Below are 13,496 nucleotides of genomic sequence, written 5' to 3'. Positions count from 1 at the left end.
TGGAAAAGAAGCCTTAAATGGACGATCTTCCTTATTATTTCCTTAATCATTACACATTTCATGTTCATGTATATTGTCGGATATGAAGAAGTATTCAGAATTGTTTCTGAAGGACCTTTTGCCAATCCTACCAACTTTATCGTGATGATTCTTTTAACCGCAGCATTTTATTTTGTGTTTGCATGGTTCAGAGAACAGGTCTGTACATTGGTTTGTCCTTACGGAAGGTTACAGGGCGTTTTGATTGATAAAGATACCGTTAATGTTTTCTACGATTTTAAAAGAGGTGAAAACAGAGCGAAATGGAGAAAAGGAGAAGATAGAAAAGCAGCTGGAAAAGGTGATTGTATAGACTGTCATCAATGTGTGGTGGTTTGTCCTACCGGAATAGACATCAGAGACGGACAACAGCTGGAGTGTGTAAACTGTACAGCCTGTATAGATGCCTGCGATGAAGTTATGGAAAAAGTAGGTCTTCCGAAAGGGCTGATAAGATATGCCACCGAGAACGAAATCGAAAAGCAGACCGAGTTTAAATTCACGGGAAGAATGAAAGGTTTTGCAGTCGTTCTTTTACTGCTTACAGGATTTTTAGGTTATCTTCTTACCAGCAGAGCTGAAATGGAAGCTAAATTCATTAAACCGGCAGGAAGTACGTTCTTCGTGAGAGACGGAAAAATTACCAATACTTACAATTATACATTTTTAAATAAAACCAACGAGAAAAAAGTTGTAACCATTAAAGTAATTGAACCGAAACATGGAGAGGTGATCTACAGTGCATCAAGCAAGATTCCAGTAGACAGAGATAAAATTACCAAAGGAACCATCAACATCAGTTTCCCGGAAAATGAAATGACGCTTTCCAAGCAGAACATCACGATCGGGGTTTATGATATGAAGGGGAAACTGGTAGATTCATACAAAACATATTTTGAAGGACCATTCAAATTACAATTTTAATTTTTAGAAATGAAAAACTTTAATTGGGGACACGGTGTAATTATCGCTTTAGCATCTTTTATGATCTTTATATTATCCATGATGTTCCTTTTTCCAAACGGACAGAAGAACTCTGAAATGGTAACCGATAATTACTATGAAGAAGAACTGAAATATCAGGATGTAATTGATGCCAAGAAAAGAGCAGACGAATTGAAAGAAAAACCTGTTTACAGCCAAAATACTTCAGGAATTAAGATTACTTTTCCGAAAGACTACAATAACTCTAATACCAAAGTGAAATTTGTACTGAACAGAACCGATGATCAGAATCTGGACGTTCATAAAACGGTACAGTTGGATGCCAATCAGTCTTTTTTAATTCCTGCACAGGTTCTGAAACTGGGGAACTATACCCTTCGTTTGAGCTGGACAAAAGATAAAACAGACTACAGAATGGATTATGATGTGATATGGAAGTAGCACTTATAATATCGGCAATCGGGTTGGGTTTTGCATCTGGATTCCACTGTATCGGAATGTGCGGACCTATTGCATTGTCGATGGGACTAACAAAAAAACAGGCTACCAATTTCTACCTTCAGAATCTCACATACCAATCCGGTAGGATTTTCACCTACTCTCTTTTGGGAGCAATTCTTGGAATTATCGGAGAAGGCTTTGAAATGGCGGGTTTTCAGAGATATCTTACGATTGCTGTGGGAATTCTGCTTATTGTAATGGCTGTTTTTTCATTCGGAGGAAAAGATTTTGCTTCTAAAGTTCCGTTTTTTTCAAAATTTTTATTCAAAGTAAAATCCAATCTGGGAAGACTGCTTCAAAAGGCAGATTACCGTTCAAGATTCACTACAGGTCTTCTGAATGGCTTTTTACCCTGCGGAATGGTTTATATGGCTTTAACGGCAAGTTTAACAAGTGGAGGAATATGGCAGGGCGCTTTATATATGGCTTTATTTGGTTTGGGAACACTTCCGTTTATGTTCGCGGTAGTTTTGGTCGGAAATCTCATGAATCAGGCTTTCAGGGTGAAAGTTTTAAAAGCAATCCCGATTGTTATGATCATCCTTGGCGGACTTTTTATTATCCGAGGTATGGAACTGGGAATTCCCTACATTTCTCCAAGAGCAGAAGCGATGACCATTTCAAAAGATAATCAGGAAGACTGTCATTTGCCGGGAGATCACAGCACTCACGATCATAGTAAAGTAAATTGTCATTAATAGAAAATAAAAAAAGGAAATCTCAATAGGTTTCCTTTTTTGTTATCATTATTTTGTATATATCTCGTATAAGTAATCCTTTGATTCCGAAGGACTCATATTTTTAATATATTTTCTTTTAATTAATGTATTCAATTCAGAAGCTTTGATTATTTTCTTCTTATTGACCGAGACTTTATCGTCTGGAGAAGTAATAAGCAGCCATCCTGTATTGCTCACTATATAATACTTCTGATCTATCATAAAAAAAACTTTTTCATTATTGCTTCCTGCCAATGCAAGTTTATGATAAAAACTACGATTATTTTTAACAGATTCGAATCCTGCTAAAACAGATTCATATGTAAGGTCTTTGCTCAATTTCATTTCAGAAAAAGAATTCTTCATTGATATTCCGGATGTTTTCTCAAGTCCGAAATAATAAATACATCGTACATTTCCTAAATTTGCCCAATTTTCCTTTTGAGTAAAGGAAAAATAGCCATTGTGTTCGGCTCTGATCTTAAAATGTATTCCTCCTTTCTCAGAATAATTTACTTTTCCGCTAAAGTAGCCTCTATTATCCGTAGTCGATATAAGCTTTCCTTTTTCATCATAAAGCTTCGCATTTTCTAGCGGGGTAAGACTCTCAGAATCTATTACAATACCTGCTATTTCTATAAATTTTGATTCAGTAAAACGATCTTTAAATCCTGAACTCTTTGCCAATGAAAATAAAACAAGACAGAAAAGTAAAATACTTTCAGAAATTTTCTTCATTAATCTATTATAAAAAATATTAAAAAAAAGCCCTCAGTGAGAGGGCATTACTATTATTAATTGATAACATCAAATCTCGCATATTCCGCTATCTTCTTCGGAAGTTTAATTCCTTCTGCGGTCTGGTTATTTTCCAGTAAAGCAGCCATAATTCTTGGCAATGCCATTGCAGAACCGTTCAGGGTGTGAACCAACTGAGATTTTCCGTCTGCTTTATAACGGCATTTCAGTCTGTTTGCCTGAAAAGTTTCAAAATTGGAAACAGAACTTACCTCAAGCCATTTTTCCTGAGCTGCACTCCAAACTTCGAAATCATACGTCATGGCAGAAGCAAAACCTGTGTCTCCTCCGCAAAGTCTTAAAACTCTATATGGTAATTCCAGATCACTTAAAATTTCTTTGATGTGTTCTACCATTTCTTCCAATACTGCATAAGAATTTTCCGGTTTTTCAATTCTTACGATCTCAACTTTTTCAAACTGATGAAGACGGTTCAAACCTCTTACATGTGATCCGTAACTTCCTGCTTCTCTTCTGTAGCATTGAGAAAATGCTGTATTTTTAACAGGAAGATCTTTTTCTTCAAACAATACATCGCGATAGAGATTGGTTACAGGAACTTCTGCGGTAGGAATCAGATATAAATCATCTGCCTGAATGTAATACATCTGCCCTTCTTTATCCGGCAATTGTCCCGTTCCGTATCCTGAAGCTTCGTTTACAACGTGAGGAGGATTTACTTCCATATATCCTTTCTTAACATTTTTATCTAAAAAATACTGAACCAAAGCCCTCTGCAATCTTGCCCCTTTTCCTAAATATACCGGAAAACCTGCTCCTGCAATCTTTACGCCTAATTCAAAATCAATAAGGTTATATTTTTTTGCCAGTTCCCAGTGAGGAATTGCTCCTTCTCCAAGACCTTCTACATCATGAGACTGATAAATAATTTCATTATCATCCGCAGAAGCACCATTCTTTACCTTTTCATTCGGGATGTTAGGTAATTGGTACAGAATATTGATTAATTCTTTTTCTTTTACATCCAACTGAGCTTTCAATTCCGACGTCGACTCTTTGTATTGTGCTGTTTTAGATTTTGCGGATTCTGCTTCTTCTTTTTTTCCTTCTTTCATTAAAAGTCCGATTTCTTTGGAGATTTTATTGATTTCGGAAAGTTGGGAATCCAATTCAAACTGAATTTTCTTTCTTTCTTCGTCAGTAGCAATAGCCTCGTCTACCAACTCAAGATTCTTGAATTGTCTTTTCTTAAGACCTTCTAAAACGCGCTCTTTATTGTCGCGCAAAAAATTGACTTGTAACATTTTATTTAGATGTTAGTTATTAGAATGTTGAACATTAAAATGTCAACAGTTTTGCAAATGTATAAATTATTATTTTACGATTGTAACAACATTCGGGGAACCCGGTGTTTTGGTAAACCTTAAAGTATCGTTATAATAAACTTTCGAGACCTCAAAAACCGAAGGCGTCATATGATACTGGATTTTCAGGGTTTCGTTAATGGTATCAAGAATAGTATTGTTAAGTCTCTTCACCAGTGAAACCGTAATTACCGACTGATAGGTTTTGTTGTTCGGATCCAGCGTATCCAGCCTTACTCTTTTGGCTCCTGCAATATATTCAATAAAAAGAGTGGAATCTGCAGTAGCACGCAGAGTACTGCTTACAGGTGAAACATCTTTTGTTCCGTTTACATCATTTAACGAATAGGTAAAATAGGTCTGGTTTTTTTTAGCATGAAAAAGATCGCGTCCCGCTCCGTTTTTCATATAAACATTCAAAATCTGATCGATTTTCTGCAAATCATCGTCATCCGTTCTGCAGCTCAGAAAGGCACAAAAAATCACCAGAAATCCAAAAACAATATTCCTCATTTCCAACAAAGATAAAACTTATTTTTATTTGAGAGTTCTATTTTTCTTCAGGACTTTATTTAACAGTAAATTAATTTCTGCTTTAGAAAGAATGAAATCCTGAAAATGAAATTCCGTCATCTGATAAAATCTCCAAAACAGAATGCCCGAAGAAATGCAGTATGACACAGAGGTAATAATACATGCACCGCGAATTCCCCATCTAGGAATGATGTAAAATGAAGATACTATTGTAAAAATAAGACCTATTAAAGATTTTACATTTAAGATTCTTAATTTGTTAATCCCTGCAAAATAGTAACCAATAATATTACTTACTGCGATTGCCAGAATTCCGGGAGAAAGAAAAAGAATAATCTCTTTGGTTTTACTAAAATCTCTTCCGAAAATCATGGAATATATCTGCCCCGGAATGAGCAGCATCATGGTTATAAAAACCAATGTAATTAAAAAACTGATTCTTAACGAAACTTTTGTCTTTTCGATAGCGTCGTTGGAGTTTTTATTGTTCACGACATCTGAATAAAGTATAACGGAAAGGCTTCGGCTAACCGTCCAAATTGCTTCTGAAAAAGCGATACCTACCGAAAAAATACCCACACTTACAATTCCTTTAAAATATTCAAGAAAATAAAAGGATAGCCTGTTATTTAAAAACTGTAAGAAAGCACTCAGCTGAGTCTTCCATCCATAATCCAATAATTTCCCGCCAACTTTTCCAGAGAATGAAATTCGTCTTATATTACAATGTCTAAAAATCTGTAAGCCGCTGGCTATAAACAGAACTCCCAAACTGGCTATTTGTGCTACAAAATAAACCGTTACAGAATTTACTTTAACAAGATAAACAATAATTAAAATAAAAATAATATGAACAATTTGCTGTAAAGCTGTATATAAATTGAACATTTTAATATTCTGCTGACCAACAAATAAATTTACGTTCGCCGCTAACAAGGATGATGAGACAGAAAGCCCGATAAGATACATTAAATATTCTGAGGCATGATTAAAACTAAAAATGAGCGGTATTAAAATCCCCATTAAAACAGCCCAAATGTAAGCAAACGGTAAAATAGCTTCTGTTCTATATCTTTTGGCAAAATAGCTCATGCTGCTTCCCACAAAAACATTAGCAAAAAAACTGATCAGGGTAAGATCCGCAATCACAAGTGAAATAATCCCTTTGCCTTCACTTCCCCATTTATTTGTAGAATAAATAACAAGTCCGAAATTTAATATCAGAATTAAAAATCGGGAAAGAAAGGTCTTAACAATAGTATTTTGCTTCATCTTATTTCGTTGGATTATTGATGAAGTTTAAGAATGAATTTTTAATAATATCCCAGTTGTATTTTTTTTCATAAATCCATCTCGCATTTTTCGCATGAAGCGAATATAATTCAGGATTTTGAATATAGGTAAGAATATTATTTGCAATACCTTCAGAATCTTTGGGGTTTACCAGAAAACCAAATTCCGAAACATCAAGATGTTGACGTATCGCTTTAAGATCTGTATAAATCACAGGCTTTCCGGAAGCCATGTAATAAAATATTTTAATCGGCAGACAATGATGATTTTCATAATTCATAGTCCTAAGATCAAAACAAATATCGGCTTCAGAATAGGCTTTGGAAAAAGCTTTGAATGAGGCAGACTTTTCAATTGTAATATGACTAAACTGATATTTATTAAGCTGATCAGAAAAGTACTGTTCATCTTTTTTTTTTCTTGAAGCGCCAATTAAAAGAATTGAGATCTTGAGCTCAGGCTTTTTCTTTCTTAAACAATCCACAGCAGCAAAAAAATTTCCGATTCCTTTTTCTTCTGAAAACTGACCTGTATAACAAAGGCAGATTTTATTTTCTTCAAGTTTTTTAATATTCTGATGAATGTAACGGTCATCAGGATAATAAGGCAGGGTTATTGACTTCTTAAAAGGAAAAAAATAAGCTAGCGGAAATTTTTTGGTATTCTCACCAAAAATAAAATGAGTACTCACAAATCCAGCATATAGCTGAAAAAGAAAAAATTTAAAAGCATGGGCGATGTTTAAAGGAAAGGGAAAATTTTCTACCATTCTCATCGATGGGTACCATTCCGTAATATCATATACAATACTGATTTTTTTCTGTTTTTTAACATTTCCGGCTGCCATCACCGCCAACGGCTCAGAACAAATAATACAATCGGGCTGAAAAGAATTGCATATCCTTTCGAATGTTTTAATTTTTTCATCTCTGCTTTTTCCCAAGATCGAAAAAGACTCTATTTCAACGCCATCGACATTACCCTTAAATTCTGAAGAAAGACTGCAAATTTTAACAACATTTCCGGCATCCCGCAATGTTTTTGCCTGATGGTGGAATATTCTATCATCGTCATATCGGTGAACAGTGGTTAAAAAAAGTATTTTCTGCATCCTCTTCGATCAGATTATAAAAGTTTTCAAATATACACAAAGCAAAAAAAGTGGAACTCTTCCACTTTCTATTTTATTAATGCCTTATGAGATTTATTTAATTCCTGCCGCCCAACTTCTGTCGAATGGCAAAAGAAAATTCCCTATAAATTCCAGATAGGTGTTTTTAGAGAAATCAAAAACCTGAATGTCTTTAGAGATTTCTCCGTTTCTTACTTTTGATTTAAAATCGTTCAGTTTTAAAGTTTTTACTTCTCCGTTTTCTATAAAGCTCGCTTTCATTCTGTCGAATAATCCCAACTGATATTCTTCATCAATTTCTCTCATTACCTTTCCCAATGCATCGATGCTGCACCCTGAAGCCATTTCTTTTTCCTCATCTACACAGATAATGATAAACTGATTTTTCTCAATTTTAAAAGAGGAAGAAAGCGGTTTTCCATGAGCCGCCCAAGTCGCCAGAAAATCAAAAAGTTTCTCTGTAATCTGCTTTGCTTCTTTTGTTTCAAAAGGTCTGGATGCAGGATATATTATTACTCTGTAGTCGTTTGCTTCTACAATATTAGATTCTTCAATCTTCATTTTAATCAATTTAAAAGGTAAAATTACAATTTTTTCTTCATACCGTAATCCGGTATAGAGAAATTATCACCAAACAAAAAACTCAGGAAAATCCTGAGCTTATGTTTTATTGAGTTTTTATAAATCTTCTGCTTCAGCAAGAAGTTCTACAATATCTTTTACGGCAACTTCATCATTCTTATTGAAGTGTTTTACACCATCCGTCATCATTGTATTACAGAAAGGACATCCGGTTGCTATTACTTTCGGTTCGAATGACAACGCTTCCTCGGTTCTCTCGATATTAATATCTTTCTTCCCTTTTTCGGGTTCTTTAAACATCTGTGCTCCTCCGGCCCCACAACAAAGCCCGTTGGTTTTACAACGCTTCATTTCCACCAGTTCGGCATCCAGTTTTTCCAGTAAAAGTCTCGGTGCTTCATATTCATCATTGGCTCTTCCCAGATAACAAGGATCATGGAATGTAATTTTTTTACCGCTGAATGCACCGCCTTCAATTTTCAGACGTCCTTCTTCCATTAATTTTTTAAGGAATTGGGTGTGATGCATTACTTCATAGTTTCCTCCTAAATTCGGATATTCATTTTTCAGCGTATTGAAGCAGTGCGGACAAGCGGTAACAATTCTTTTTACTTCGTAAGCATTCAGAATTTCGATATTCGTTAACGCCATCATCTGGAAAACAAATTCGTTTCCTGCACGTTTTGCGGGATCTCCTGTACAGCTTTCTTCCTGCCCAAGTACAGCGAATTCCACGCCTATTTTATTTAAAATTTTGCAAAATGCTTTCGTAATTTTTTTAGCGCGGTCGTCGAAACTTCCCGCACAACCTACCCAGAATAAAACTTCAGGCGATTTTCCTTCGGCAGCATATTCTGCCATTGTTTTTATATTGAAATCCATTTTAATTCAGTTTACCAATATAACATTGTAACAGTTTATTCATGAAATGATTGCTACATCGTTACATTTTAGATTGTTACATTAATTAGTCTTTTGCCCAGTTCAGACGGTCTGCCTGATTGTATTGCCACGGTGCAGCGTTGTTTTCTACATTCGTCATCATCAGATTCAGTTCTTGCGGTGCAGCAGACTGCTCCATCACAAGGAATCGTCTCATTTCAAAGATAATGGAAAGCGGATCCAGTAAAACCGGACAAGCTTCTGTACATGCGTTACAGGTTGTACAAGCCCATAATTCTTCTTTGGTGATGTAATCGTTCAACAGTTTTTTACCGTCGTCTACAAATTTTCCGTTCTTATCGATATTCTTTCCTACCTCTTCCAGACGGTCTCTTGTCTTCATTAAGATAGCTCTCGGAGACAATTTTTTGCCCGTAATATTTGCCGGACAAACAGCAGTACAACGACCACATTCTGTACAGGAATAGGCATTCAGAAGCTGTACCTGATTAAGATCAAAAATATCCTCAGCTCCAAATTTTGCAGGAGTTTCCGCTTCTCCTTCTGCCGGAGCTGCGTAAGGATCTGCATTCGGATCCATCATCAGTTTAATTTCTTTCGTTACAGACTCAAGATTGTTGAATTTTCCTTTTTCATTCAGGTTTGCATACCATGTGCTCGGAAAAGCAAGGATGATGTGTAAATGTTTTGAATAATAAAGATAGTTCATAAAGAATAAGATCCCTACAAAGTGGAACCACCACGCTGCACGTTCTACTCCGAATAAAAATCCGTCGCTGAAACTGAAAACCTCAAGAAACGGAACGAACGTCATCTCGCTGATCGGGAAAGAGCCAACCTTCACAAAATGACCGTAACCATTCGACTGCAGAATAAAATCTGAAGCATTCATCGTAAAGAAAGCCATCATTAAAGCAAATTCGATAATCAAAATCCAGTTTGCATCTTCTTTTGGCCATCCTAAAAGTTCTTTCATGGTTAATCTTTTCACCCCGTAAAAATTTCTACGGATAAAAAAGAGTACCACCCCGATTACCACTAAAAGAGCCAGTATCTCTAAAGTGGCGGTGAAGAAAACATAAAACGTGGTTCCTAAAATGGTCGATAAAAATCTGTGCGTTCCGAAGATTCCGTCCACCACAATCTCAATAAGCTCGATATTGATGATGATGAAACCTACATACACAAAAAGGTGTAAAATTCCGGCTACAGGACGTTTTGTCATCTTACTCTGACCCATCGCAACATTTGCCATCGTTGCCCATCTCTCTCCTCTTCTGTCGCTGCGATTGATCTCACGTCCTAATCTGATGTTTCTATATATCTTTTGCAGACTTTTTACAAAAAGTCCAAAACCTGCAATTAATAAAATCAGAAAAATAATATTAGGGATATAATGCATGGTTTAAAAAAATTAGTCTTTATTATTTTTTCCGAAAACGGAGAAGTTAACATATTTTTTGGGATGTGCTTTCAGATCTTCAATTAAAGCATTGAGATTATTGGAAGCAGCATTCAGATTATTATAAAGCTGATCATCTTTCATAATTTTACCTAAACTTCCCTCACCTCTGTCGATTCCTGAAACTACATTATTTAACTGCCCTACTGTTGCATCTAAATTAGCAATGGTAGCATTTAGTTTCTTAGTATCAATACTTTCTGCTAAATTCCCGTACTTGTCTAAAGTTACTTTTCCGCTCTGCATGGTAAGACTTGCGTCATCCAATACTTTCTGAAGTTTAGGATCATTGTGTCCCACTAGAGAATTTACACTTCCTGCAGTAGTCTGTAAAGCGGCAACCGTTTTATTAAGATTCGCCAGTAGTAATTTAATCTCCTGTCTGTTTTGGGCATCAACAAGCTGGTTTGCGTTCGCCATCAAAGAATCTACTCTGTGTAATACAACCTGTAACTGATCTTTTACAGGACCTACCTGAGAAGATAGGCTTCCTAAAGTTCCCAATTTAAAAGCACCCCTTAAAGTATCACCGTCTTTTGCCGTCTGTCCTCCATACATGAGATTAATTCTCATCTCTTTTCCTCCCATTAAACTTGGTTCAAAAATCTCTAATGTTGAATTTTTTGAAAACTCAAAATTGTTATCTACTGTAATTTTTACAATAAAATCAATCTTACCGTCTTTGGATGTATTAGGAATAATTTTATCTACCTGACCAACCTTTAACCCGTTAATGGAAACCGGCGAAGACTGAGCCAGACCTTCTACGTTATCATATCTTGCGTAAAATATATTGTCGGTAGTAAAAAGGCTTCTGCCCTTCATAAACTGAAAAAGCACCACAAAACCAACAATGGCTAATAGTGCGATCACACCAGCTTTTAATTCTTTACTGAACTTCACTTGCTAAATTTTTTCTAATGAGCAAATATACTACATTTAACTGAATGTTTTTCTTTATTGCTCTGCGTTACACACAAAAAAAGCGGCAAAAACTTTGCCGCTTTTTATCTATCTTAAAAATTATTTTTATTGTTGCTGAGAACCCAGCTTGTTCCAGATCTCGATTCTGTAGTCTTCGATATCTGCATTGTCCTGTAAGCTCTTTAACCAAGCCTGTCCGAACATTCCTCCATTTCTCTGGGTAACAGATTCTGTAAACTGTTTAAGATCTCCGGGCTGTTTGTTTGTGATCTCATTCTTTTTAATAAGAACGTAAACTCCTGTTCCCCCTTCAACCGGCTTAGAAAGCTGTCCTTTCTTCACTCCAAATGCTGCTCCTGCAACTTTAGGCTCCATAGAACCTGCTACAGAAGGATTTAACAGGTTAACCTGTGCAGACTGTTTTGTCGTTCCGAATTGTTTAGCAATCTGATCTAAATTTCCTGCTTTCCCGATTTTCTCTGAAATCTGTTTTGCAGCCAGTTTATTTTTAACTACAACTTCAATCTGATCTCTTACAGATTCCGGATCTGCAGTTCCTTTTTCCTGCTTACCGTTTAAGTAAACTACAATTTTATCTCCTGTTCCGTCTACTGTGAATAATTCAGTATCTCCTTTTTCTCTTTTCTTGTCGAAAGCCCATGCCAGAATTTCCGAATCTTTGTCTGTTCCCAATCCCTGAAGCTGACCGTCGAATCTCTTCGCCTGCTTAGGATTAGAGAACTGATAATTTGCTTTCTTAGCAATATTCACGAAATCGTTGAAAGATTTTCCCTGAACCTGCTGAACAAATCTGCTCGCATTCTTATTTACTTCTGCTTCCGTAGCATCAGAAGGTTTAATTGCTTTTACAAGGTTTGCCACTTTGTAAGCCATTGCTCCCGGTTTTTTATCTTCAATATTGATGATGTGATAACCGAATTGCGTTTCTACAACACCTGTCGCACCTTTAGGATTTTCAGACAGATATTTTAAGAACTCAGGAACGAAAGGCGTTTCAGGAGTTGTCCATCCTAAACTACCGCCTTGAGCAGCAGAATTCGGATCGTTTGACAATTTAAGGAATTCTGTGAACTTCCCGGGATTAGCTTTTACAATCGCTCCGATAGAATCTGCTAATTTTTTAGCCTGTTCTTTAGATCTTGTAACGCCTTCTCCTGCAGGACTTCCTTTGAACGCAATTAGAATATGTCTTGATAATGTAGAATCTGAAGTCTTTTTATCTAAAAGTTTAGAAACTACATAAAAATTCTGCTCTTTGTAAGGACCAAAAGTCTGACCGATTGCTGCAGTTGGAAGCTGAGCCTGAATAGCTTGAGGCAATTGGTTAGGCTTAAGATATTGCGGATTGAAAGGCATATCAGAATTTGCCATAATGAACATAGAGTCATTCTTTGTATTCTGGAAGTTTTCAGAACCTCCGCTCGCATCGCTTCCTACAGAGAATAATTTATTTATTTCTTTCTGAGCGGCTGCATCATCTGCAGGGCTTGGCTTAGAAGGAAAATATACAATCCCTATGTTTCTGCTTTCTTCAGCCTTAAACATTACCGGATGCTGCTTAATATAATTAGCTAAATCTTCTGTCGTAACTTTGATGTTATTTTTTTGAAGATACGTTGCATAATCTACTTTCACGAAATCGATATCCGCTAACTGATCTCTTTCTCTCATCAGCTCTTCCGCTTCTTTTTTCCCTGTCGTGATTCCGGTAGAAACATTTGCAAATACCTGTCTCGCCATCAATCTGTACTCGATTGATTTTCTGGTTTTCAACCACTGGTTGTAACTTTCCGGCGAAGCAGCCTTCATATCTTCGATTTGTTTTTTAAGCTCCTGAGTCTTAAAATTACCTTTTTCATCAAAAAACTGCTTCTGCTGAGCAAACATCTGATCGTACTGGATCTGGTTCCAGAAATAATCATCCGTCATTTCGAAGCCCATTTTCTCGAATTGCTGTTTGATCAGTTTCGACTGCACAAGCAATTGCCATGCCTGCTCTTCAAGACCATTTTTTGGTTGACCTTGCTGTTCAGCCTGTTGTTGCAGCACGAAAAGTTGATCGTTAAACTCTTCACGGGTAATTTTCTCACCATTCACTTTTCCTAAAACATCAGGATTTTTACCAAAAACCTTATCAATACTGTCGGGGTTTACAAGGAACGCCAAAAGCGCCAGTGCAATTACTCCCATCAAAAGCCAAGGTCTACTCCTAATTTGTCCTAAAATTGCCATTATATAAATTATAGTTTTTTATCAGTTTGCGAAAATACACATTTTTAAGAAATTACGGAAATACAAGACCTTTATTTTAATTTTTA

Annotated in this window: 13 protein-coding genes; 3 read left to right on the top strand and 10 right to left on the bottom strand. The window is 36.1% G+C overall.

Going from position 1 to position 13,496, the window contains the following annotated elements; genetic code table 11:
* The 3 genes from WFK35_RS05435 to WFK35_RS05425 form a co-directional block, all read left to right on the top strand.
* On the top strand, positions 1–963 hold a 963-nt coding region (locus WFK35_RS05435), incomplete at its 5' end, for a 4Fe-4S dicluster domain-containing protein (RefSeq protein ID WP_336731729.1).
* 9 nt (positions 964–972) lie between these two features.
* Complete coding sequence (locus tag WFK35_RS05430) at positions 973–1,425, top strand: FixH family protein (protein WP_235131976.1); 453 nt, start codon at positions 973–975, stop codon at positions 1,423–1,425.
* Positions 1,416–2,183: a sulfite exporter TauE/SafE family protein gene (locus WFK35_RS05425; RefSeq protein WP_336731728.1), complete on the top strand. Its 768-nt coding sequence runs from the start codon at positions 1,416–1,418 to the stop codon at positions 2,181–2,183. Before WFK35_RS05430 ends, WFK35_RS05425 begins: the two co-directional genes overlap by 10 nt.
* Before the next feature lie 48 nt (positions 2,184–2,231).
* Here WFK35_RS05425 and WFK35_RS05420 read toward each other — a convergent pair whose 3' ends face one another.
* The 10 genes from WFK35_RS05420 to WFK35_RS05375 all read right to left on the bottom strand — a co-directional run bounded on the left by WFK35_RS05420 (position 2,232) and on the right by WFK35_RS05375 (position 13,410).
* On the bottom strand, positions 2,232–2,942 hold the full coding sequence (locus WFK35_RS05420; RefSeq protein ID WP_336731726.1) for a hypothetical protein: 711 nt from the start codon (positions 2,940–2,942) through the stop codon (positions 2,232–2,234).
* Between the two features lie 56 nt (positions 2,943–2,998).
* Positions 2,999–4,267, bottom strand: a complete 1,269-nt coding sequence (gene serS, locus WFK35_RS05415; RefSeq protein WP_336731724.1) for a serine--tRNA ligase — start codon at positions 4,265–4,267, stop codon at positions 2,999–3,001.
* Positions 4,268–4,336: 69 nt separating this feature from the next.
* A complete protein-coding gene (locus WFK35_RS05410; RefSeq protein WP_336731722.1) occupies positions 4,337–4,840 on the bottom strand; it encodes a hypothetical protein in 504 nt (167 codons plus the stop codon).
* A gap of 24 nt (positions 4,841–4,864) precedes the next feature.
* Positions 4,865–6,133, bottom strand: coding sequence for a polysaccharide biosynthesis C-terminal domain-containing protein (locus tag WFK35_RS05405; RefSeq protein WP_336731720.1), 1,269 nt, complete (start codon positions 6,131–6,133; stop codon positions 4,865–4,867).
* A 1-nt stretch (position 6,134) separates the two neighbouring features.
* Positions 6,135–7,265, bottom strand: coding sequence for a glycosyltransferase (locus WFK35_RS05400; protein ID WP_336731719.1), 1,131 nt, complete (start codon positions 7,263–7,265; stop codon positions 6,135–6,137).
* Positions 7,266–7,358: 93 nt separating this feature from the next.
* The gene (locus WFK35_RS05395) at positions 7,359–7,847 is read right to left on the bottom strand and encodes a hypothetical protein (RefSeq protein ID WP_336731718.1); all 489 of its coding nucleotides are present in this window, start codon (positions 7,845–7,847) and stop codon (positions 7,359–7,361) included.
* A gap of 117 nt (positions 7,848–7,964) precedes the next feature.
* A complete protein-coding gene (locus WFK35_RS05390) occupies positions 7,965–8,750 on the bottom strand; it encodes a (Fe-S)-binding protein (protein ID WP_214587585.1) in 786 nt (261 codons plus the stop codon).
* 85 nt (positions 8,751–8,835) lie between these two features.
* A complete protein-coding gene (locus tag WFK35_RS05385; RefSeq protein WP_336731717.1) occupies positions 8,836–10,173 on the bottom strand; it encodes a 4Fe-4S dicluster domain-containing protein in 1,338 nt (445 codons plus the stop codon).
* Positions 10,174–10,185: 12 nt separating this feature from the next.
* On the bottom strand, positions 10,186–11,136 hold the full coding sequence (locus tag WFK35_RS05380; protein WP_336731716.1) for an MlaD family protein: 951 nt from the start codon (positions 11,134–11,136) through the stop codon (positions 10,186–10,188).
* Positions 11,137–11,262: 126 nt separating this feature from the next.
* Complete coding sequence (locus WFK35_RS05375; protein ID WP_336731715.1) at positions 11,263–13,410, bottom strand: SurA N-terminal domain-containing protein; 2,148 nt, start codon at positions 13,408–13,410, stop codon at positions 11,263–11,265.
* Positions 13,411–13,496 lie beyond the last annotated feature (86 nt).

The organism is Chryseobacterium sp. VD8, assembly GCF_037149975.1.
Taxonomy (GTDB): domain Bacteria; phylum Bacteroidota; class Bacteroidia; order Flavobacteriales; family Weeksellaceae; genus Chryseobacterium; species Chryseobacterium indicum.
The sequence above is the reverse complement of the archived record's forward strand: the minus strand, read 5'-3'. Positions and strand labels throughout refer to the sequence as shown.